This window comes from Pseudomonas sp. SDO5271_S396 (assembly GCF_054071795.1).
Window position 1 is genome coordinate 223,457 of record NZ_JBSVWB010000002.1, and the last position, 22,468, is coordinate 245,924.

General features: G+C 62.5%; 20 protein-coding genes. 6 read left to right on the plus strand and 14 right to left on the minus strand.

Annotated features, from left to right (window positions below):
* Positions 1 to 119 precede the first annotated feature (119 nt).
* Positions 120 to 1,178 (minus strand): tetratricopeptide repeat protein, encoded by a 1,059-nt coding sequence (locus tag ACW9IN_RS02735; protein ID WP_457364444.1) that lies wholly within the window; start codon positions 1,176 to 1,178, stop codon positions 120 to 122.
* Positions 1,179 to 1,254: 76 nt separating this feature from the next.
* A complete protein-coding gene (locus ACW9IN_RS02740) occupies positions 1,255 to 2,148 on the minus strand; it encodes a bestrophin family protein (RefSeq protein WP_457364445.1) in 894 nt (297 codons plus the stop codon).
* A gap of 224 nt (positions 2,149 to 2,372) precedes the next feature.
* On the opposite strand from ACW9IN_RS02740, the gene ACW9IN_RS02745 reads away from it, so the two are divergent.
* Genes ACW9IN_RS02745 through ACW9IN_RS02765 form a run of 5 tightly spaced genes read left to right on the plus strand, consistent with a single transcriptional unit; the run spans position 2,373 to position 7,945 of the window.
* On the plus strand, positions 2,373 to 4,022 hold the full coding sequence (locus tag ACW9IN_RS02745; protein ID WP_457364446.1) for an AMP-binding protein: 1,650 nt from the start codon (positions 2,373 to 2,375) through the stop codon (positions 4,020 to 4,022).
* 21 nt (positions 4,023 to 4,043) lie between these two features.
* A complete protein-coding gene (locus ACW9IN_RS02750; RefSeq protein WP_457364447.1) occupies positions 4,044 to 4,811 on the plus strand; it encodes an SDR family NAD(P)-dependent oxidoreductase in 768 nt (255 codons plus the stop codon).
* Positions 4,812 to 4,823: 12 nt separating this feature from the next.
* A complete protein-coding gene (locus tag ACW9IN_RS02755; RefSeq protein ID WP_457364448.1) occupies positions 4,824 to 6,008 on the plus strand; it encodes an acetyl-CoA C-acyltransferase in 1,185 nt (394 codons plus the stop codon).
* 24 nt (positions 6,009 to 6,032) lie between these two features.
* Entirely contained in the window at positions 6,033 to 7,160 is a 1,128-nt protein-coding gene (locus ACW9IN_RS02760; protein ID WP_457364449.1) for an acyl-CoA dehydrogenase, read from the plus strand.
* 11 nt (positions 7,161 to 7,171) lie between these two features.
* Positions 7,172 to 7,945, plus strand: coding sequence for an enoyl-CoA hydratase (locus ACW9IN_RS02765; protein WP_457364450.1), 774 nt, complete (start codon positions 7,172 to 7,174; stop codon positions 7,943 to 7,945).
* Between the two features lie 147 nt (positions 7,946 to 8,092).
* Here ACW9IN_RS02765 and ACW9IN_RS02770 read toward each other — a convergent pair whose 3' ends face one another.
* The 12 genes from ACW9IN_RS02770 to arnC form a co-directional block, all read right to left on the minus strand.
* Positions 8,093 to 9,244 (minus strand): acyl-CoA dehydrogenase family protein, encoded by a 1,152-nt coding sequence (locus ACW9IN_RS02770; protein WP_457364451.1) that lies wholly within the window; start codon positions 9,242 to 9,244, stop codon positions 8,093 to 8,095.
* A 3-nt stretch (positions 9,245 to 9,247) separates the two neighbouring features.
* Positions 9,248 to 10,351, minus strand: a complete 1,104-nt coding sequence (locus ACW9IN_RS02775) for an enoyl-CoA hydratase/isomerase family protein (protein ID WP_457364452.1) — start codon at positions 10,349 to 10,351, stop codon at positions 9,248 to 9,250.
* A gap of 140 nt (positions 10,352 to 10,491) precedes the next feature.
* A complete protein-coding gene (locus ACW9IN_RS02780) occupies positions 10,492 to 11,202 on the minus strand; it encodes an HPP family protein (protein ID WP_457364453.1) in 711 nt (236 codons plus the stop codon).
* Between the two features lie 161 nt (positions 11,203 to 11,363).
* Entirely contained in the window at positions 11,364 to 11,528 is a 165-nt protein-coding gene (locus tag ACW9IN_RS02785) for a hypothetical protein (protein WP_457364486.1), read from the minus strand.
* Between the two features lie 290 nt (positions 11,529 to 11,818).
* Positions 11,819 to 13,441, minus strand: a complete 1,623-nt coding sequence (locus ACW9IN_RS02790; RefSeq protein ID WP_457364454.1) for an ArnT family glycosyltransferase — start codon at positions 13,439 to 13,441, stop codon at positions 11,819 to 11,821.
* A gap of 3 nt (positions 13,442 to 13,444) precedes the next feature.
* The gene (locus ACW9IN_RS02795) at positions 13,445 to 14,824 is read right to left on the minus strand and encodes a UDP-glucose dehydrogenase family protein (protein ID WP_457364455.1); all 1,380 of its coding nucleotides are present in this window, start codon (positions 14,822 to 14,824) and stop codon (positions 13,445 to 13,447) included.
* The gene (gene arnF, locus ACW9IN_RS02800) at positions 14,821 to 15,222 is read right to left on the minus strand and encodes a 4-amino-4-deoxy-L-arabinose-phosphoundecaprenol flippase subunit ArnF (protein ID WP_457364456.1); all 402 of its coding nucleotides are present in this window, start codon (positions 15,220 to 15,222) and stop codon (positions 14,821 to 14,823) included. The genes ACW9IN_RS02795 and arnF overlap by 4 nt, the downstream gene beginning before the upstream one ends.
* Positions 15,219 to 15,566 carry a 4-amino-4-deoxy-L-arabinose-phosphoundecaprenol flippase subunit ArnE gene (gene arnE / locus ACW9IN_RS02805; protein ID WP_457364457.1) on the minus strand — a complete coding sequence of 116 codons (348 nt, stop codon included), beginning with the start codon at positions 15,564 to 15,566 and terminating at the stop codon, positions 15,219 to 15,221. Before arnE ends, arnF begins: the two co-directional genes overlap by 4 nt.
* Complete coding sequence (gene arnT, locus ACW9IN_RS02810) at positions 15,563 to 17,218, minus strand: lipid IV(A) 4-amino-4-deoxy-L-arabinosyltransferase (RefSeq protein ID WP_457364458.1); 1,656 nt, start codon at positions 17,216 to 17,218, stop codon at positions 15,563 to 15,565. The genes arnE and arnT overlap by 4 nt, the downstream gene beginning before the upstream one ends.
* Positions 17,215 to 18,099: a 4-deoxy-4-formamido-L-arabinose-phosphoundecaprenol deformylase gene (arnD, locus tag ACW9IN_RS02815; protein WP_457364459.1), complete on the minus strand. Its 885-nt coding sequence runs from the start codon at positions 18,097 to 18,099 to the stop codon at positions 17,215 to 17,217. The genes arnT and arnD overlap by 4 nt, the downstream gene beginning before the upstream one ends.
* Positions 18,099 to 20,090, minus strand: a complete 1,992-nt coding sequence (arnA, locus tag ACW9IN_RS02820; RefSeq protein WP_457364460.1) for a bifunctional UDP-4-amino-4-deoxy-L-arabinose formyltransferase/UDP-glucuronic acid oxidase ArnA — start codon at positions 20,088 to 20,090, stop codon at positions 18,099 to 18,101. The genes arnD and arnA overlap by 1 nt, the downstream gene beginning before the upstream one ends.
* On the minus strand, positions 20,087 to 21,121 hold the full coding sequence (gene arnC, locus ACW9IN_RS02825; protein WP_457364461.1) for an undecaprenyl-phosphate 4-deoxy-4-formamido-L-arabinose transferase: 1,035 nt from the start codon (positions 21,119 to 21,121) through the stop codon (positions 20,087 to 20,089). Before arnC ends, arnA begins: the two co-directional genes overlap by 4 nt.
* A gap of 474 nt (positions 21,122 to 21,595) precedes the next feature.
* On the opposite strand from arnC, the gene ACW9IN_RS02830 reads away from it, so the two are divergent.
* The gene (locus tag ACW9IN_RS02830) at positions 21,596 to 22,399 is read left to right on the plus strand and encodes a M949_RS01915 family surface polysaccharide biosynthesis protein (protein ID WP_457364462.1); all 804 of its coding nucleotides are present in this window, start codon (positions 21,596 to 21,598) and stop codon (positions 22,397 to 22,399) included.
* The last annotated feature ends 69 nt before the right edge of the window (positions 22,400 to 22,468 follow it).

Genomic DNA, 22,468 nt, shown 5'->3' on the forward strand with positions numbered 1-22,468 from the left:
GTCATGTACAAGTAGAGGTACGCGCCGCTCTGGGCGCGCCATATTCACTTGACCGTAACGGTTTGTGGCGGTTCCACGCTTTTACGGGGCGCGGTGGGATTTGCAACTTTTTGGAGTGGCTACAGGCCTTGTTGCAAGGCCGGGTCATCCGGGTTCTGCTGTTCGAGTTGTGCCAGCAGCACCTGCACGTTCTGCAACTGGCCGGATTCCTTCCAGTAATTGACCAGCAGCACCCGCGCCTTGCGATTGGCCGGGTGACGTTGAAGGATGTCTTCCAGTTGGCGCTGAGCGGCTTCCAGTTCCTGTTGCGCGTGCAAGGTGGTGGCGAGGTCGTAGCGGTAATCCTGGTTATCCGGCTCCAGCTCCACCGCTTTCGACAACCCCAACAGCGCATACGGGCGCTCGCCATGGTGCAGCAGCCACAGGCCCAGGGCGTGTTGCAGATAGGCCGAATCCGGATGTGCCGCCAACTGCCGGGCCAGTAACTGGCGCGATTCGTCGGTCTTGCCTTGTTTATCCAGCAACTCGATCTGCGCCACCACCGCCTGCAGGTTGTCCGGTTGCAGGCGTACGGCTTGCTCCAGTGCATGTTGCGCATCGGGCAACAGCGCGCTGTGAATGTACAAACGCGCGAGCTGAATCCAGCCCTCGGCGGTTTCGGGCTGCCCCTTGAGCTTCTTCACGAATTCGTCGAGCACCTGCTGCAACGGCCCGAAATACAGACCCAGGGTGTCCGGGGACAGACCCAGCAGCGCGTTGGCAGCGGCGAAGCGTACGTCTTGTTCGGGGTCATCCAGCACCGGACCGAGCAGCAGGGTGCGCTGGCCGGTGGGCACCAGGCCGACGATGCTGTGGATCGCCGCTTCACGCACCAGCGGCGCGTCATTGGCCAGGTCTTTGTCGGCCAGTTTCAACGCCTGAGGGCTCGGATAATTAGGCAGTTCGGCATGCAGGGCCGCGCGGCGCTCGGGCGACAGGTCCGGACGTCCCAGTTGCTGGTACAGCACGCGGGCGGCGCCAGGCTCGCCGTTGTGCGCCTGTCTCAGCGCCTTGGCGTAGCCGTGGGCAATCGCCGGCGGCACGGCGACCGGTGTGGAGCGGGAGAAATACCAGGTGATCAGCACGATAAACAGCAGGGCGCACAGGCCGACGATGGAGTAACGGCGTGACTTTGACATGCAGGCGTCCGAGAGCGAAGGAGGCTAGTACAAAGCCATCAGCTTCGGTCAGACCACCGCGAGTGTCAAACCCGCCTCAGGTCAGCACGTACTCCAGCGGTTCCAGGACAGGCGGCAAATCGCTGTCACCGAGGGCCGCCAGCACGTCCCGCTCCAGGGTACGCAGAAGGGCGTTGCACGGCAGATCGTTTTCGTCGAAACCGAACGGGTCTTCAAGGTCATCGCCGATTTCATCAAGGCCAAAGAAGGTGTAACTGACGATGGCGGTGAACACCGGCGTCAACCAGCCCAAGGGCTCGGCCATGGCGAACGGCAGCAAAATGCAGAAGAGGTAGATGGTGCGGTGCAGCAGCAGGGTGTAAGGGAAGGGCAGCGGTGTGTGCTTGATGCGCTCGCATGACGCCTGCACCTGGCTCAGACTGACCAACCGGGTCTCCAGCTGGGTGTAACGCCACTCGCTGATCACACCTTGTTCGGCCAGCGCGGAAAAACGCCCGCCCACCTGTTGCAGCACCTGATCCGGCACATTCGGATGGCCGGCCGCCAGCCCAATCCAGGGTTGCACCGCCTGGCGCTCATCCTCGAGCCGCAAGCGCGCGATCAAACCATGGGCAAACCCGCACAAACCGCGCAACAGATGTGCGCGCTCTGCCTCGTCGGCCAGCATCTGGGTCTCGCGGATCAGCGAACGCACCTCGATGATCATCTGCCCCAACTGCTTGCGCCCCTCCCACCAGCGGTCGTAGCAGGCATTGTTGCGAAAGCTCATGAAGATCGACAGCGACAAGCCCAGCAAGGTGAACGGCGTGGCATTGACCTTGGAAAAATACGCCGGGTGCCAGGTCTCCACCAACACGATCACCGACGCCAGCAAGGTCACCAGCAGGCTGCGCAGGGCAATACGCTTGGCAATCGAGCCCTTGAGGGAAAACAGGATGCCCAGGAGGTTGGGTTTGGGACGAACGATCATCAGGAAGCTTCTTCGGTGGCGCAGGCCAACAGGTTAGAAGCTGGCTGGCAGGGCGTCCAATCGCTTGGGCCGACCGACTCATCAGCGAGGTCTATGATCAAGGGCGGCATTGGCCAAACCAGTCAACCACGTTGAAGGCTTTGACCATTGCCGCTCCGGTGCTCTGGAGCGACTATTTCCACGGTTTGCGTCCTGAAAATAAAAACACAGAAGGATTTGAAACGATGCGCGATTACTTGGCTGCCTCCACCGGGTTCGATTACCAGTACACCGTCAATGCGGCACTGTCCGGCACCTTGCAAGGGTTGAACGCCTGCGTGGAGTGTTGCGACCGCCACGCGCTGCCCGGGCGTATCGCGCTGTTTTGGGAAGGCAAGGACGGGCGCAGTGCCACTTCGACCTTTACCGATTTGCAGGACCAGGCCGCGCGTTTTGCCAACTTTCTGCTGGCTCAGGGCGTCAAGCGCGGTGACCGTGTGGCGGGCCCGCTGCCGCGTACTGCCGAATTGCTGGTGGTGGTATTCGCCACCTGGCGCATCGGCGCGGTCTATCAGCCGTTGTTTACCGCGTTCGGGCCCAAGGCCATCGAGCACCGTTTGAGCAGTTCGGGGGCTGCGCTGGTGGTCACCGATGCGGTCAATCGCCCCAAGCTGGTCGAAGTGGAAGGTTGCCCGACCATCGTCACGGTCGGCGGCGCTCGCGGTGAAGGCATTGTGCGGGGCGATTTCAGTTTCTGGGCTGAGCTGCCCAACCATTCCAATGTGTGCGAGCCCGTGCTGCTCGGTGCGGATGATCCGTTCCTGCTGATGTTCACCTCGGGCACCACCGGGCCCTCGAAGGCGTTGTCGGTGCCGCTCAAGGCCATCGTCGCATTTCAGAGCTACACCCGCGACGCAGTGGACCTGCGCCCCGACGACGCATTCTGGAACGTTGCCGACCCGGGCTGGGCCTATGGCATCTACTTCGGTGTGACCGGGCCGTTGTCCATGGGCCACCCGATCACCTTCTACGACGGCCCGTTCACCCTGGAAAGCACCTGCCGGGTGATCAACAAATATGGCATCACCAACCTGACCGGTTCCCCCACGGCGTATCGCTTGCTGATCGCCGGTGGCGAGCAGTTCGCCCGCGCGATCAAGGGCCGGTTGCGCATCGTCAGCAGCGCCGGCGAGCCGCTCAACCCGGAAGTGATCCGCTGGTTCGCCGACCACCTGGGCGTGACCATCCACGACCACTACGGCCAGACCGAACTGGGCATGGTGCTGTGCAACCACCATGGCCTGGAGCATCCGGTGCATGTGGGCTCGGCGGGTTTTGCCTCGCCAGGGCATCGCATCGTGGTGCTGGACGAGGACTGTCAGGAACTGCCCGCCGGCCAGCCGGGCATTCTGGCAATCGACCGCGAACAATCGCCAATGTGCTGGTTCGCCGGCTATGACGGCGTGAAGACCAAGGCCTTCGTCGGCAAGTATTACCTCAGCGGCGACACGGTGGAGCTGAACCCCGACGGCAGCATCAGCTTCGTGGGGCGCAGTGACGACGTGATCACCACCTCCGGCTACCGGGTCGGCCCGTTCGATGTGGAAAGTGCGTTGATCGAACACCCCGCCGTGATCGAAGCCGCCGTGGTCGGCAAACCCGACCCGGAGCGCACCGAGCTGGTCAAGGCCTTCGTGGTGCTCAGCGAACAGTACCGCGCCAACCCGGAACTGGCCGAGGAGCTGCGCCAGCACGTGCGCAAGCGTCTGGCTGCCCATGCCTACCCACGGGAAATCGAATTTGTCAGCGACTTGCCCAAGACCCCGAGCGGCAAGTTGCAACGCTTCATTTTGCGTAACCAGGAAATCGCGAAGGCCCAGGCGGCCGTTGCGTGACCCACTTTTAAGGAAACGATGATGCAGATTGAAAACAAGGTATTCCTGGTCAGCGGCGGCGCTTCGGGCCTCGGCGCGGCCACGGCCGAGATGCTCGTCGCCGCTGGCGCCAAGGTAATGCTGGTCGACCTGAACGCCGACGCCGTCGCCGCCAAGGCCAGGCAGTTGGGTGACAACGCGCGCAGCGCCGTGGCGGACATCAGCCAGGAAGCCGCCGCCGAAGCCGCCGTGCAGGCGGCCGTCGCCGCGTTTGGCGGTTTGCATGGCCTGGTCAACTGCGCCGGTGTGGTGCGCGGCGAGAAAATCCTCGGCAAAAACGGCCCCCATGGCCTGGCCAACTTTGCCCAGGTGATCAATGTCAACCTGATCGGCAGCTTCAACCTGCTGCGCCTGGCCGCCGCCGCCATCGCTGAAACCGACGCGAACGCCGATGGCGAACGCGGGGTGATCATCAACACTGCATCGGTCGCCGCGTTTGACGGGCAGATCGGTCAGGCCGCGTATTCGGCCTCCAAGGGCGCGATTGCCAGCCTGACCTTACCCGCTGCCCGTGAGCTTGCGCGCTTCGGCATTCGGGTGATGACCATCGCCCCCGGCATTTTCGAAACGCCGATGATGGCCGGCATGACCCCGGAAGTGCGCGATTCCCTGGCCGCTGGCGTACCGTTCCCGCCACGCCTGGGCAAACCCGACGAATACGCCGCTCTGGTGCGACACATCATTGAAAACAGCATGCTCAATGGCGAGGTGATCCGTCTCGACGGTGCCTTGCGCATGGCAGCCAAGTAAGGAGACAGCGTCATGAACGATCCCATCGTTATTGTCAGCGCCGTGCGCACGCCCATGGGCGGGTTCCAGGGCGACCTCAAGGGCCTTACCGCGCCGCAACTGGGCTCTGCCGCCATACGCGCGGCGGTCGAGCGCGCCGGTATCGCACCCGATGCCGTGGATGAAGTGCTGTTCGGTTGTGTGCTGCCGGCCGGGCTCGGACAGGCCCCGGCACGCCAGGCGGCGCTCGGTGCCGGGCTGGACAAGGCCACCCGTTGCACCACCCTCAACAAAATGTGCGGTTCGGGCATGGAGGCCGCAATCCTGGCCCACGATGCGCTGGTGGCGGGCAGTGTCGATGTGGCGATTGCCGGCGGCATGGAAAGCATGTCCAACGCGCCCTATCTGCTGGACCGTGCCCGCAGCGGTTATCGCATGGGCCATGGCAGGGTACTCGACCACATGTTCCTCGACGGCCTGGAAGACGCCTATGAAAAAGGCCGTCTGATGGGCACCTTCGCCGAAGACTGCGCCATGCACAATGGCTTCAGCCGCGAGGCCCAGGACGCGTTTGCCATTGCCTCCCTGACCCGCGCCCAGGAAGCCATCACCCACGGCAGCTTCGCCGCCGAAATCGTGCCGATACAGGTCACCGTCGGCAAAGAGCAGAAAACCATCCTGCATGACGAGCAGCCACCCAAGGCCAAGCTGGACAAGATCACCAGCCTCAAACCGGCGTTCCGCGAAGGCGGCACGGTCACGGCGGCCAACTCCAGCTCGATCTCCGACGGCGCGGCGGCGTTGCTGCTGATGCGTCAGTCCGAAGCGCAGCAGCGCGGCCTGAAACCCTTGGCTGTGATTCACGGGCACGCGGCCTTTGCCGATGAGCCGGGGCTGTTCCCGGTGGCACCGGTTGGCGCAATTCGCAAGCTGATGAGCAAGACCGGCTGGAATCTGGGCGAAGTTGACTTGTTCGAGATCAACGAAGCCTTTGCGGTGGTCAGCCTGGTGACCATGAGCAAGCTGGAAATCCCCCATGCCAAGGTCAATGTTCACGGCGGTGCCTGTGCGTTGGGCCATCCGATCGGTGCTTCCGGCGCGCGGATCCTGGTCACGCTGCTGTCAGCCCTGCGCCAAAAAGGCCTCAAACGTGGGGTGGCCGCCATTTGCATCGGCGGCGGCGAAGCCACGGCCATGGCCGTCGAATGCCTGTATTAAGGCTTTTTATCTCAGAGGCAGCCCATGCTCCCCAATGAAGAACAGCTGCAAATCCGCGAGGCGGCCGGGCAATTTGCCCAGGAACGCCTGAAACCCTTCGCCGCCGAGTGGGACCGTGAACACCGCTTCCCCAGGGAGGCCATCGGTGAAATGGCCGAACTGGGCTTTTTCGGCATGTTGGTGCCGGAACAGTGGGGCGGTTGCGACACCGGCTACCTGGCCTATGCCATGGCCCTGGAGGAAATCGCCGCCGGTGACGGCGCCTGCTCGACCATCATGAGCGTGCACAACTCGGTGGGCTGTGTGCCGATCCTCAAGTTCGGCACCGATCAGCAAAAGGCACAGTTCCTTACCCCCCTGGCCAGCGGCGCGATGCTCGGAGCATTTGCCCTGACCGAGCCCCAGGCCGGTTCCGATGCCAGCAGCCTGAAAACCCGCGCACGTCTGGACGGCGATCACTACGTGCTCAACGGCTGCAAGCAGTTCATCACCTCCGGGCAGAATGCCGGGGTGGTGATTGTGTTCGCCGTCACTGACCCGACAGCGGGCAAGCGCGGGATCAGCGCGTTTATCGTGCCCACCGACTCGCCGGGCTACAGCGTGGCAAGGGTCGAAGACAAGCTGGGGCAGCATGCCTCCGACACGTGTCAGATTCTGTTCGAGGACGTGAAGGTACCCGTGGCCAACCGACTGGGCGAGGAGGGCGAAGGCTACAAGATCGCCCTGGCCAACCTCGAAGGCGGTCGCGTGGGGATTGCCGCGCAATCGGTAGGCATGGCCCGGGCCGCCTTCGAAGCCGCGCGGGATTACGCCCGGGAGCGCGAAAGCTTCGGCAAGCCGTTGATCGAACACCAGGCCGTGGCGTTTCGCCTGGCGGACATGGCCACCCAGATCGCCGTGGCGCGACAGATGGTGCATTACGCCGCCGCCCTGCGTGACAGCGGCCAGCCAGCGCTGGTAGAGGCGTCCATGGCCAAGCTGTTCGCCTCGGAAATGGCCGAGAAGGTCTGTTCGGCCGCCTTGCAAACCCTGGGCGGTTACGGTTATCTCGCCGACTTCCCCCTGGAGCGGATCTACCGCGATGTGCGGGTCTGCCAGATCTACGAAGGCACCAGCGATATTCAACGCATGGTCATCTCACGCAATCTCTAAGGAGCCGCTACATGAGTTACGCAACGATTTTGCTCGAAATCCAAGACCGCGTCGGGTTGATCACCCTGAACCGCCCGCAGGCACTGAACGCCTTGAACGCGCAATTGGTCAGCGAGTTGAACCAGGCGCTGGACAGCCTGGAAGCCAACCCCGAGATCGGTTGCATCGTGCTGACCGGCTCGAAAAAAGCCTTTGCCGCCGGCGCCGACATCAAGGAAATGGCCGAGCTGACCTACCCGCAGATCTACCTCGACGACCTGTTCAGCGACAGCGACCGCGTGGCCAACCGCCGCAAGCCGATCATCGCGGCGGTCAACGGTTTTGCCTTGGGCGGCGGCTGCGAGCTGGCCTTGATGTGCGACTTCATCCTGGCGGGCGACGGCGCCAAGTTCGGCCAGCCGGAAATCAACCTCGGCGTGCTGCCGGGCATGGGCGGCACCCAGCGTCTGACCCGCGCGGTGGGCAAGGCCAAGGCCATGGAAATGTGCCTGACCGGGCGTTTCATCGATGCAGTAGAGGCAGAGCGTTGCGGGATCGTGGCGCGTATCGTCCCGGCCGATGAGTTGCTGGAGGAAGCGCTGAAGGTCGCCACGCTGATCGCGGGCAAGTCGGTGCCGATCAGCATGATGGTCAAGGAAAGCGTGAACCGCGCGTTTGAAGTGAGCCTGTCGGAAGGCGTGCGCTTCGAACGCCGCGTTTTCCATGCGGCGTTCGCCACGCTGGATCAGAAGGAAGGCATGGCGGCGTTCGTGGCCAAACGCGCACCAGCGTTCAAGGACAAATAACCTGCTGGATCGATCGTTCCCACGCTCCGCGTGGGAATGCAGCCAGTGACGCTCTGCGTCACCCTTGCCTAGGCGGGACGCGGAGCGTCCCAGGAGGCATTCCCACGCAGAGCGTGGGAATGATCAACATGGCGCGCTGGAGCGCGGTCACAGCGGATAGTGCTTCAGCTCCCGCGCAATCACCATCCGTTGAATCTCGCTGGTCCCTTCGTAAATCTGCGTGATCCGCGCATCGCGGTAGTAACGCTCCACCGGGTAATCCTCCAGGTAGCCATAGCCGCCATGAATCTGCATGGCCGATGAGCAGACCTTTTCGGCCATTTCCGAAGCGAACAGCTTGGCCTGGGACGCTTCCGACAGGCACGGCTTGCCGGCACTGCGCAGGCGTGCGGCGTGCAGGATCAACAAGCGCGCGGCGTTGAGGCGGGTTTGCATGTCGGCCAGCAGGTTGGCCACGCTCTGGTGTTCGATGATCGCCTTGTCGAACTGCACACGGTCACGGGCGTAGGCCAGTGCCGCTTCAAAGGCTGCACGGGCGATCCCCAGGGCCTGGGCGGCAATGCCGATGCGGCCACCTTCGAGGTTGGACAGGGCGATCGCCAGGCCCTTGCCGCGCTCGCCGAGCAAGTTGGCCTCGGGCACGCAGCATTGGTTGAGCGTGACCGCACAGGTGTCCGACGCCCGAATACCCATCTTGTGTTCGGTGCGGTCCACCACGAAACCGGGCGTGTTGGTGGGCACCAGGAACGCCGAAATGCCTTTCTTGCCCAGGTCCGGGTCGGTCACGGCAAACACGATCGCCAGCTTGGCGCGCTTGCCATTGCTGACGAACTGCTTGGCGCCGGTGATCACCCATTGGCCGTCACGCAGCTCGGCACGGGTGCGCAGGTTGTGCGCTTCGGAGCCTGCCTGAGGTTCGGTGAGACAGAAGCAGCCAATGGCCTGGCCACTGGCGAGTTCGGCCAGCCAAGTGTTTTTCTGTTCGGTTGAGCCGTAGTTGAGGATTGGCCCGCAACCCACTGAATTATGGATACTCATCAATGCGCCGGTGGCGCCATCGCCGGCGGAAATCTCTTCCACTGCCAGAGCGTAGGCCACGTAGTCGATGTAGGTGCCGCCCCATTCTTCGGGGACCACCATGCCCAGCAGGCCGAGTTCGCCCATCTTGGCCACCAGGGCATCATCGATCCAGCCGGCTTTTTCCCAGGCTTGCGCGTAAGGCGCGATTTCATTGCGGGCAAAGTCGCGAGCCATGTCGCGAATCATCACTTGTTCTTCAGTGTATTCAATATCTTGCATGACTTAGCTCACAACCTGGTCGAAGTGATGAAAGAAGCTCCCGACATGGCTGGGGTCCAGCCCGTGGAGATTTGGCGGGTTCCAGCGCGGGGTCTTGTCCTTGTCGATGATCAGAGCGCGCACGCCCTCGATCAGATCACCACGTTCGAACCATTGGCGGTCCAGGTGCAACTCCAGGGCAAAACATTGCTCCAGTGGCAGGCGGCGGCCCCGGCGCAGCATCTCGAGGGTGACGGCCATGGCCAGGGGCGAGCGGGTCTGCATCAGGCTGGCGGTGGTCAGTGCCCATTCATGGCTGTCGGCCACGGTTACTTGCTGCAACTGCTCGACGATGCTCGGCACGTCGGGCAGGGCGAAGAAGTGGTCGATGGCCGGACGCAATGCCGCCAGGGGCGCGTCAGGCAGTTGTTGCACGGCGAGCTTGGCCAGCACGCCTTGCAGGGTCTTCAGCGGCGACTCCTGCCAGTGCAGGCGGTCGAGTTTCTGGTCGAGGTCGTCCAGCCTGGTGCTGTCGAGATACCAGTCCGCCAGCCCGCAGTACAGGGCGTCGGCGGCCCGGATCTGCACGCCGGTGACGCCCAGGTAGATTCCCAGCTCCCCAGGGATGCGCGGCAGAAAGTAACTGCCGCCCACATCCGGGAAATAACCGATGGCGACTTCAGGCATGGCCAGGCGGCTGCGCTCGGTGACCACACGCAGGTCCGCGCCTTGCACCAGGCCCATGCCGCCGCCCAGCACGAAGCCATCCATCAGGGCCAGTACGGGTTTGCGGTAATGGTGGATCAACAGGTCGAGGGCGTATTCCTCCACGAAGAAGTCTTCGTGCAGGGTGTCGCCCGCCTTGAAGCTGTCGTACAGGGAGCGAATATCGCCCCCGGCGCAGAAGGCTTTTTCGCCGGCACCGCGCAGGACCACGGCATAAATCCTGGGGTCATCCGCCCAGGCCTCCAATTGCTGTGTGAGGCGGCGGACCATGTCGAGGGTGATGGCGTTCAGGCCGGCGGGGCGGTTGAGGGTGAGGTGGCCGATGTGGTTGCGGACGTCGGCGAGTACCTCGTCCTGAGGCCCGTGGGTACGGCTTGCCTCTGATGAAACCTGAGCAGTCATCTCTAACTCCCTGCTTTTATTGTTCTTTGTCGAGCGGCCCGCAGACGGGCCATCCCGTGATCGTACCAGTGCAAATTTGCCCCGTACAACCCTGAATCATGCAGGTCGTTTTTGCATTTATGCAGACAAAAAGAGCGACTTCAGGCCACTCGACTGGACAGCACTTCGCCAATACTGCGCCGGCGTGCATGGTTCTCGGCCGCGTGGATCAATTGCTCCAGCTCGGTAGGTTCGATGTCGTAGAACTGCTCCATCTCAGCCAGGGCCAGCTTCAGATCGACGGCGGTAATAGCCGGGTCGGTCACGGTGGCGGGCTGGCCAATGACCGCTGCCGGTGTTTCCACGGTCCCCTTGGGATACCGGATACGGGTGGCGTTGTTGTAGGCCAGGGCGCAGGCCAACAGCGTAGCGGCACCGAGCAAGACGGGCGCCAGTTCATACCAGCCGAGGGCGGCGGATGCCGGGTCGGCCAGCACCAGGGTCATGGCCAACCCACCGGCCGGCGGGTGCAGGCAGCGCAGCCAGCACATCAGGATCACGGTCATCCCGGCCGCCAGGCACGCACTGCCCAGGGTCGGCCCCAGTACGCGTGCAACCAGCAGTGCAACCACCCCCGCACACAGGTAACTGCCGATGATCGACCAGGGTTGTGCCAAGGCGCCCGACGACACGGCAAACAGCAGTACCGCGGAGGCGCCAAGTGGGCCGAGCAGGTGCAAGCCGACCTCCATGCCAAACACCTGGCCACACAGCCAGACGCTGAACAAAGTGCCCAGGGCCATGCCAATGGCGGCACGGCTCCATTCGGTGGGGCGAGTGTTGATAGCAGCGGGTAACCAGCGAGCGAGCATGAAAAAGGTCCATAAACAACGGGCGAAAAAAAAGGCTTGTCTGGTTTCCCGGAAAAGCCCTTTGAAAGTTCCAACTTGGGGGAGGAACCTGCGTAGTGTGCCGCCCGCCAGGCAGGGGCGCTAATGCATATTAATGCAGGTTGAATGCAAAGTTAATGCAGTTAAAGCCGGATCACTCGGACCAAGCCACTCACTTCACCCAACACGCGCCGGTTGTGTTCTTCATCGAACAGGCGTTTCTGCAGGTTTTCCTGCAGCCGGGGATCATCAGCCAGGGGGCCCTTCAAGGCGACCAACGCATCGCGCAATCCCATCAAGCGATCCAGTTTCGGTACAGGGATATACCCCACACGCACCTGGTCCCGGGTGAGCGGTGAAGGGGTGTCGAAAAATCGGTCATCGGCCACGGCATCGTCCTCTTGCAGGCCATAAACACTTTGGTCTACGGCGTCCTTGTCGTTATGTAGGGTGTGCAACACCGAGCCCCGTCAGCAGGGTGGTTATTAATTAACGCACTCGGCGACGGAGTTTATCGTTGGGTTTCAGGCGCGGGGAAGGGAAAGCGCTCCAGTCATTACGCATATCTATGTAGGACGTTTCCCTGGGCTACCCGCCTTCAGGGCTGGGCAGCTTTAACCAGGTGCAGGAGCACGTATGGGTTGCGGTCGAACTCGCCGGTCAGCGTCGGGGTCAGGTTGCGAAAACGCGGATCCGTCAGCCCTTCGTAGTCTGCCTCGCTCATCACCAGCCAGGCGGGTGCTTGCAGCGGCTTCAGGTCGGCAGGCACCTGGGTGAACAGCGGCACCTGGTCGCAGTCGAGGTTGACCATGTACTTGATCGCCTTGGCGTCTTTGCCCAGAGCGTGCAACACCACCGGTGCGCGCTGCTTCATGACCTGTTCGTGGACCTGCAGCGTGAAGGTGCGCGTGTCATAGACACTGCGCACCAACGGTTCAACGACCATGATGTAACTCGCCCACACCGCCAGTACCGCGGCAAAAGCCGGCCCCACGGGCCGCCATTGCACCTTCAACAGGGCCAGCAGCGCCAGCACCTGAAGCGCACCGAGCACCGCGAAGATCAGACCCAATTGGTTCAGTTGCTCCGGATAACGCGGCCGCGCCACCAGCAGCCCGATGACCAACAGCGCCGGCAACAGGCTCCAGATCCCCAGCATCAAGCCACGCAGCCCGGCAAACAGGCGTCCGTGAGCCACCTGGAATGGATACGCCGCAATGATCGCCGCCATCGGCAGCATGGGTAGGATATAGCGCGCTTTCTTGGCCTGGGGAATCGACAGGCCGACCATCACCAGCAAGGCCGCCGCCGCGCAGTACAGCACCAACTGCCGCGCCGGATCGGGCGTGCGCCGTCCACTGGCAAACAGGGCAACCAGTACCAGCAGCGCCATGGGATAGGCGAGGGCGTAGTTGCCCAATGAACTGGTGAAGTAATACAGCGGACCGCTGGAGCCTTCACTGCCATCCATACGGCCAAGGAACTGCATGCGGATCACATCCTGCATAAAGCTCTCGCCGCCGCTGAGCTTGGCCATCAGCAACAGCAAGCCCACGCCGGCCACCAGCAGCGCCAGCGCCAGCAGGCCGAAACTGAATAACTGGCGCCACTGGCGGCTGATCAGGTAATAGCTGCACAGCACGCCGGTGGGGATGACCAGGCCAATCGGCCCCCGGATCGCGAAGCCAATCAGCAAAAGGCCGTACACCAGGTACAGGCGCTTGCCCGCACCGAAGTGATCATGGGCATAACCCAGGTAAAACGTCGCCAGGGCCACCAGCGCGAGCATCTGATCAAGGGACACCGCGCGGGTTTCGCTGATGAACGTGCTGCTGAGCAACAGCAATGCGATGCTCATCAGGCCCCAGCGTCGCGAGTAGGGCGCCGTGAGGCGATACACCAGCGTGACGATCAGCGCCGATGAAATCGCCGTGGGCAGCCAGGCCGTCAGGCTGGTGACTTCCCCCAAGGGCAACGACAGCAGCCAGGTGAGCAGCGTCGAGGTGGCGAGGTAATCGGCATAGGGTTGGCCGTAGGTCGTGGGAAAAAAGCCCGGGCCGTGACGCAACATCTCCTGGGCGAACACCACGAAGCGTGAGTCGAAGCCGATGATCGCCTGGTGCCAACTGCCGGCAATGAACAGCAGCAACGCCAGCAGCCCCAAGCCCAGGGACTGTCGGCGGATCGTCGCATTCAGCGGGGAAGGTTGCGCTTTGTTCACGTATCAGGCTTCCACGACCTGGGGCACCCATTGCTGCTGCGGGATCGGCAACTGGCAGGAATCGCCACGGCCCATCGGGAAGTACTGGAAGCCTTTGCGGGCCAGGCGCTCGCCGTCGTAGAGGTTGCGACCGTCGAAGATCACCGGGGTTTTCAGGCGCTGGTGGATCAGGTCGAAGTCCGGCGCCTTGAACTGCTGCCACTCGGTGCACACCACCAGCGCATCGGCGCCGCTCAAAGTGGATTCCGGCGTGCCCATCAGCATCAGCCGTGGGTCGTCACCATAAATCCGCTGGGTTTCCTGCATGGCTTCCGGGTCGAACGCACGCACATTGGCGCCGGCGGCCCACAACGCCTCCATCAGCACACGGCTGGGGGCATCGCGCATGTCGTCGGTATTGGGCTTGAACGCCAGGCCCCACAGGGCGAAGGTCTTGCCCTTGAGGTTGCCCTTGAAGAACGCATTGATGCGTTCGAACAGCTTGCTCTTCTGACGCTGATTGATCGCTTCCACGGCTTCCAGCAGGTCGCTGGAGCAGTTGGCCTGTTTGGCACTGTGGATCAACGCGCGCATGTCCTTGGGGAAACACGAGCCGCCGTAGCCGCAGCCCGGGTAGATGAAGTGGTAGCCGATGCGCGAGTCGGCACCGATGCCCAGGCGCACGGCTTCGATGTCCGCGCCCAGGTGTTCGGCCAGCTCGGCGATCTGGTTGATGAAGCTGATCTTGGTCGCCAGCATGCAGTTGGCGGCGTACTTGGTCAGCTCGGCACTGCGCAGGTCCATGAAGATGATGCGGTCATGGTTGCGGTTGAACGGCGCGTACAGGTCGCGCATCACCTCGCGTACTTCTTCACGTTCGCAACCGATGATGATGCGGTCCGGGCGGCGGCAGTCGGCAACGGCCGAGCCTTCCTTGAGGAATTCCGGGTTGGAGACGATATCGAACTCCAGGTGCCGGCCCGCCAGGTGCAGGGCTTTTTCGATGTGCGCACGCAGGGTGTCGCCAGTGCCCACGGGCACGGTGGATTTTTCCACCAGGATCACCGGGTCGACCCGATGGCGGGCCACCGCGTCACCCACCGACAGCACGTATTTGAGGTCGGCTGAACCGTCCTCATCCGAGGGTGTACCCACGGCGATAAACAGCACTTCGCCATGTTCGACCGCGAGTTTTTCATCATAGGTGAAGTGCAGGCGCCCGCTTTCCAGGTTCTCCTTGACCATGGCCGACAGCCCCGGCTCGAAGATACTCACGTGGCCCTGCTGCAGCAGCTTGACCTTGTTCTGATCAACGTCCATGCAGATGACATCGTGACCGACTTCGGCCAGCACGGTGGCCTGCACCAGACCGACGTAACCACTACCAAATACACTGATTTTCATGGGGCATTCCTGGGGCTTGTAGCACGAGCACGACGAGAGTTGATGACCAGCACACCGAGGATGACCAGCGCCACCCCCAGGGTTTTTGAAAGCGAAAAATCTTCATGGAACAGCGGCAGGCTGGCGGCCAGCAGATACACCAGCGCGTAGCTGATGCTCAGCAGCGAATAGGCTCGCCCCAACGGCAAGTGTTTGAGCGCGCAGAGCCAGCAGAGCATCGACAGCGCGTAGGCCAGGATCGCCAGGACCACCACCCCAAGGGCACCGAGGTCGATGGGCGCGCTGAGCCATTCATGCGGCAGCGGCAGGCGTGTCATGCTCCAGCGCATGCCCAGTTGGGCGGCGCTGACCAACCCGACGCTGCCCAGGGCCAGGGCAAAGCCCTGCGTGCGGCTCATACGTGGCGCCCCAACAGCACGACACCGGCGATCACCAGCAGCACGCCGAGCCAGTGGCGCGCGTCGACGGGTTCATGGAACACAAAGCGCGCCACCAGCGTGACCAATACAAAATTCAGGCTGAGCATGGGGTAGGCGATGCCCACTTCCAGGCGTTGCAGCACCAACAGCCACACCAGCAGACCCAGGCCCAGGCACACCAGCGCCGACCATAGCCACGGCGAGCGGAGTTTCAGCACCCAGCCCTCGGGCAGATCACGCCAGCTTTCCACCGCGAACTTCTGCGAGACCTGGCCCATGCACGTCAGCAAGCAGGCGGCCAATAACAGCAGCAGCGTGATCATGGTGCGACCTGCGGGAAGATCAGGATCACGATATTGCCTTGCTCATAGCATTTGCCGTCGGTAGGCAGCAAGGCGACTTCGGCGATCTCATCGTCGCCCTTGACCCGCATCACCACGCCAACCGCGCCTTGTTTACGGGCCTCGCTCATCCACGCCTGGACCTGAGCGGTGTCCACCTTGTGATCGCTGGCATCGGGGTAGGCGAGGCCGTACTTCACTTCGCCGATGGTGTTGTAAAGGGTCACATCCGGGCGCGCCAGGCGCCAGGACAGCGCAGAAGCGGCGCCCAGGTCGTTGCTCAGCAGCGCGGTGGTGGATTGCAGCTCCTGCAGGTGATCGACGATGAATTGATCCGGGGTCTTGTTGTACACCACCGAATGGGGCAACGCCGCCGGCAGCAGGGCAACCATCAGCCAACTGCCGATGACCGGCGCAGCCCACAGTTTCGAAGGGCGTGCGGCGTGCAACAGGTTCGCCAGGATCCAACCGAACAGGAAGATGAACACCAGCATCAGGCTGAAGGTTTCCTGGCCGTGGGCGTACACCGGTTTCTTCAGCTGGAACCAGGTCAGGGCCAGCAGGACCAGCACGCCAATCACCAGGTTCAGCCAGCCGTTGAAACGCAAGACGCGTTCGCGGCCCTGGGCCAGTTTGTCGGCGAGGGTGTGGCCCATCAACAGCGCCAGCGGCAGCAGGCACGGCATGATGTAGGACGGCAACTTGCCCTTGGCCAGGCTGAAAAATGCCAGGGGCATCAACAACCACAGGACCACGAAGCCGATTTTGGCGTCGCGTTTCTCCTGCCACGCCCGCTTGAACGTGGACGGCAGCAACGCCACCCAGGGCAGGCTGAACGCTACCAGCAGCGGCAGGTAGTACCAGAACGGTTCGGCGTGCTGGGCATCGTCACCGGCAAAGCGCTGGATATGCTCGTGCCAGAAGAAGAAATTCCAGTAGTCCGGCTCTTGCGCATGCACCGTGAGCACCCAGGGCAAGCTGACGGCAATCGCCACCACCACCGCGACCAGGCCATAACCCAGCAGTTCGCGAAAGCGCTTTTGCCAGATCATGTAGGGCAGGGCGATCAATACCGGCAGCAACCACGCCAGGAAGCCCTTGGTCATGAAGCCCATGCCGCAGGCCAGGCCGAGCAACGCCCATGACCACAAGCGCGCGCTGCGGCGGGTGCTGTCGACACACAGCCACAAGGCAACGCCGGTAAGGTTGACCCAAAAGGTGAACTGCGGGTCCAGATTGGCGTACCCACCCAGGGCGGCCACGCTGACGAAGCTCATGTACAGCACGCTGCTGATCAGGCTTTTTTGCGGGTCATTCCACAGACGGCGCGACACCAGGTACACCAGCAAAATGCTCAAACCACTGCTCAGCGCCGAGGCAAAGCGCACGCCGAACAGGTTCTGGCCGAATATCGCCTGGCCCAGCGCGATCATCCAGTAACCGGCCGCCGGTTTTTCAAAGTAGCGAATGCCCATGAAGTGCGGCGACGCCCACTTGCCAGTCAGCAGCATTTCCTGGCTGATCTGTGCGTAGCGGGTTTCATCGGGAATCCACAGGCCATGGGTGGCCAGCGGCAACAGGTAAAACACGCCAAACGCCAACAGGAGCAGGGGCAACGCCCAACGGCGGATCATGCCTGCTGCACTCCAAGCCAGCCTTCGCGGCCGGGCAATGCGCCGCGCACCAGCTGTTGCCGGGGCAGGGTGGTCAGGTCGGCGGGCAGCAGATCGCCCAGTGGGGTGAAGTCGATGCCGCGCTGCCCTGCCTGGGCAAGCAACTGGCGAAAATCATTGGCCATCAGAATCCCTTCTACTTCTGCGTGGATCGTGTAGACGTTCAGCTTCGACTCGGCGAAGCGGTCAAGAATGAAGGCGTTGAAGTCTTTGGCCGCCACGACCGGCCCGACGACTTCGTCGAAGGTCGGCAGGTCGACCGGAATCTGTGGGGTGCCCGTGCTGCCATCGGCCAGTCTCGGCCTGAACAGGCTGGTGCCCCGGCAATCGCTGTTGTAGCGAAAGTTGAACCCTTGCTTGGCTTGCACCACGCGCTCGTCGGCACGCCAACCGGCAGCCGCCGAGCAGTCGATACGCTCACCCAGGATGTCGCTCAGGGTGTCCACACCCCGACGAATCTGTTCGATCAATTGCGCCTCGCTCCAGCGCCCGGTGTTGGCCTGCCAGCCGTGGTGATCCCACGCATGCAGGCCTACTTCGTGGCCGGCGGCCTTGGCCTGACGCATCAAGTGCCCCAGGTCGCGGCCAATGGGTTTGCCCGGCCAGGCAGTACCGGCGAGCAAAATGTCCCAGCCGTAGAGGCCGGCCGCGTTGGAGCGCAGCATCTTCCACAGAAACTGCGGACGGATCAGGCGCCACAGGTGGCGCCCCATGTTGTCCGGCCCGACGCTGAAGAAAAACGTCGCCTTCACCCCCGCTTCATCCAGGGATTCGAGCAACCGGGGCACCCCTTCACGGGTACCCCGGTAGGTGTCGACGTCAATGCGCAGGCCAGCTTTCATCAGTGCTTGTCCGCAATTTCGAGCATGGCTTCACGCAGGAAGAAGTCCAGCGTGTTGCCGATGGTTTCGCTCATCTCCACGGTCGGCTCCCAGTTCAGCAGGCGCTTGGCGTTTTCGATGCTCGGTTTGCGGTGGGCCACGTCCTGGTAACCGGTCCCGTAGAACGCCTTGCTTTCCACGTCGCGGAAGCCGGCGAACGGCGGGAAGTTGCCACGCAGCGGGTGCGCTTCGAACTGACGCAGCAGCTCTTCGCCCAACTGGCGGATGCTGGCTTCGTTTTCCGGGTTGCCGATGTTGATGATCTGGCCGTTGCACGCGTCATTGTCGTTATCGATGATGCGCGCCAGGGCTTCGATACCGTCGGCGATGTCGGTGAAGCAGCGCTTCTGCTCGCCGCCGTCGAACAGGCGGATCGGCGTGCCTTCCACCAGGTTCAGGATCAACTGAGTGATGGCGCGGGAGCTGCCGATGCGGGCCGAATCCAGGCGATCGAGGCGCGGGCCCATCCAGTTGAACGGACGGAACAGGGTGAAGTTCAGGCCCTTGGCGCCGTAGGCCCAGATCACGCGGTCCAGCAGTTGCTTGGACACGGAGTAGATCCAGCGTTGCTTGTTGACCGGGCCGACCACCAGGTTGGAGGTGTCTTCGTCGAAGTACTGGTCCTGGCACATGCCATAGACTTCGGAGGTCGACGGGAAGATCACGCGCTTGTTGTACTTGACGCAGTAGCGCACCAGCTTGAGGTTTTCTTCGAAGTCCAGCTCGAACACGCGCAGCGGGTTACGCGTGTATTCGATTGGCGTGGCGATGGCCACCAGCGGCAGGACCACGTCGCACTTCTTGATGTGGTACTCGATCCACTCGGTGTGGATGCTGATGTCGCCTTCCACGTAGTGGAAGTTCGGGTGGCTGCGCAGGCGCTCGATGGCGTCGGAGCCGATGTCCAGGCCGTAGACTTCATAACGGTCGTCGCGCAGCAGGCGCTCGGACAGGTGGTTACCGATAAAACCGTTCACGCCCAGGATCAGCACGCGCGTGCGGCGTGGCTTGCGGCCAGACTCGGCGCCGCGCAGTACGGAACCGTCCACCAGACCCAGCTCGTTGGCCAGGGACGGGCCGGCCAGGTACAGGCCGTTGTCGTTGCGCTGGCCGAACCGAATCACCAGGGAGTCTTCGCCACAGGCGATGCGCAGCGGATTGACGCTGATCACACGGCCAGGCGCCAAACCTTCGTTGCCCTTGACCACTTCGGCCTGCCACACGATCAGCTTGTGCTCGCCCACCGCGCAGAAGGCGCCCGGGTAGGGTTGGGTCACGGCGCGAACCAGGTTGAACAGTTCCTGCGCCGGCTTTTTCCATTCCAACTTGCCATCGGCGGCGGTGCGGCGACCGAAGTAGGTGGCCTGGCTTTCGTCCTGGACGGTTTCCGCCAGCTTGCCGGTGGCCAGTTGCGGCAGGGCATCGCGCAGCAGGTGGGTGGCGGCATCACGCAGCTTGGCATGCAGGCTCAGGCCGGTGTCGGTCGCGTCGATGAGCACTTTGTGCTGGGCCAGGATCGCGCCGGCGTCGGCACGCTTGACCATGCGGTGCAGGGTCACGCCGGTTTCGGTCTCGCCGTTCACCAGCACCCAGTTGGCCGGGGCGCGGCCACGGTATTTGGGCAGCAGCGAGCCGTGCAGGTTGAACGCGCCTTTGCTTGCGGTGGCCAGCAGGGCCTCGCTCAGCAGGTTGCGGTAGTAGAACGAGAAAATGAAATCCGGGTTCAGCTTGGCGATGCGCTCGACCCACAGCGGGTGGTTGGCGTCTTCCGGGGCATGCACCGGGATGCCGTTGCGTGCGCAGAGCTGAGCGACGGAACCGTAGAAATTGTTTTCCTTGGGATCATCGGCATGGGTGAACACGGCGGCGATGTCGTAACCCGCATTGAGCAGGGCTTCGATGCCCGCGCAGCCAATATCGTGGTAGGCGAAGACAACAGCTTTTTGACTCATGACGAAACCTGATCGGAAGGAGAAGGGGAGGAGTGAGAAGTGGCCAGACCATCAACCACAACGACCGGAGCCGGTGCCGCCGATTGGTTGCGCAGCACTTTTTCGATAAAGAACCGTGGACGGGCCCGCACATCGCTGTACATGCGGCCCAGGTATTCACCCAACAGGCCCATGCCGATGAACTGCCCGCCGGTGAATACGAACAGCACCGCGAACAACACGAACAAGCCGTCGCCGGCCCAGTCGGCACCGAAAGCCAGGCGCATCACGATCAACGCGAAGGCGAACAGCATGCCCAGCGCCGCGAGGCTGAAGCCGACGATGGAGAGCAGGCGCAGCGGGGTAGTGGTCATGCAGGTCAGCAGGTCGAACATCAGGCTGATCAGGCGCATGGCGCTGTATTTGGATTCGCCGTGCTCGCGCTCGGCGTGGTGCACCAGAATTTCCGTGGTGTGGCGCGCGAAACCATTGGCCAGGATCGGGATAAAGGTGCTGCGCTCGCGGCAGGCGAGCATGGCGTCGACGATGGTGCGGCGGTAGGCGCGCAGCATGCAGCCGTAATCGCTCATGGCCACGCCGGTGGAGCGTTGCACGGCCAGGTTGATCAGCCGCGATGGCCAGCGGCGGAAGGCCGAGTCCTGGCGGTTGTTGCGCACGGTGGCAACCACGTCGTAACCCAGCGCGGCTTGTTCCACCAGACGCGGGATTTCTTCGGGCGGGTTTTGCAGGTCGGCGTCGAGGGTAATCACCACCTCGCCCCGGGATTGTTCGAAACCGGCCATGATCGCGGCATGCTGGCCGTAGTTGCGGTTGAGGATCACCGCGACCACGTGGCTGCCGTCCTGTGCGGCGGCGTCTTCGAGCAGTTGGGCCGAATTGTCGCGGCTACCGTCATCCACCAGGATGATTTCGTATTCGTAGGCCAGTTGCTGGCAGGCTGCGGTGGTACGGCGCAGCAGTTCAGGCAGGCTCTCTTGTTCGTTGTAGACCGGGATAACGATCGACACGCAATGAATAGGGTAGGGTTTCAAAGATTCATGACCTCGGGGTTAGAACAACTTTGGAGCGCTGAAACAACAGCAATCAGTGGGCGAAAGTGCGGGCAACTGATTAAAAGGCAGTGGTGTGCGTGGTGTGCATTCGACATTCCTTAAACCTGGCAGCCTGTTCTTCCTGATGAACTGGAGTAAAGACTAAAAAATATAAAGTTAAAGCGTAATCAACAGGTTAGTCGGTAAAGCGCGGTTTGCTCTCAAGTCCATGGGGCCCAAGATTAAGCGTAAAAATGTAGAACGAATATGAAAGCCGGATGAAAAACTCGTTTATTTGACAGGTAGACAGCTAGGGTTCAGCTAGCCCGCCAGGCAACTGCGCGACACGACTTATCGACAAAAGCGTGACCTGACGCAAGCTGTCGGAATGACGCCTCTGGGTGATTGAAGAATCTTCTCTGCATTGCCCCTCAAGTGCCGGTAAAGTAAGCCCTCTCTAGCCAGGGTACTCGGATGAATAGCGTGCAGCTTTTACGCGGCCAGTTGCGGCCAGTGTTGGTGGGGTTGTTGATGACGGTGGCCTGTATCACCACCGTGCGGGCTGAATCAGGGGTGGTCCTGACCCCGGTCGAGCAGGTCCCCGAAGGGGTGGAAGTACGGGGCAAACAGGTCGCCGCGTATACCTGGGACGACCGCCAGGGCAAGAACCTGCTGGTGCTCGCCGAGCAGGTCAGCGAGCGTGACGATGACGGCACCCAATCGGCCTTCGTGTATGCGGCGCAGTACCTGATCGACGGCAAGCACCCCAAGCGCGTGTGGATGCTCTACGACGATGTGCAGCACTGCGAATTCGACGCAGCCCTGCGCTTCGACATGGCCGCGACCCAGGTCACCGACCTGTCCGGCGACGGTATCACCCAGGCCACTGTGGGCTATTCGCGCACCTGTACCAGCGATGTCAGCCCCAATGAATTCAAGTTGATCATGCACGTGGGCAAATCCCAGAAATACCGCTTGCGCGGTGTCGACCGCTATGGCGCCAGTTGGTGGGACGAGGAGGCCGGCGCATTGCGTGGCATGCCGTTGCCCAAGGATTGCAGCGTAGCCGCGCAGCAGGCCCTGGTCAGCGAGTACAAGGAGCAGGGCACCGAACTGCCGTTGCCGGGCTGCTACACCGACGAGAAGGATTTTGCCAAGGCACCGGAAGGCTACCTGGCGTTCATGCGCCAACAGTGGTTCGCACTGATGCAAAAACAGGATGGCGAGTGGAGCCAATCCCAGAGCCAGCCCCAGGACCCGATTGACGACGAAGAATAGCCAGGTGATTTGGTAAGAAGGCCGGCCCTGGGGTAGACTCGGCCTTCGCCAATTCACTAAATACCTCGA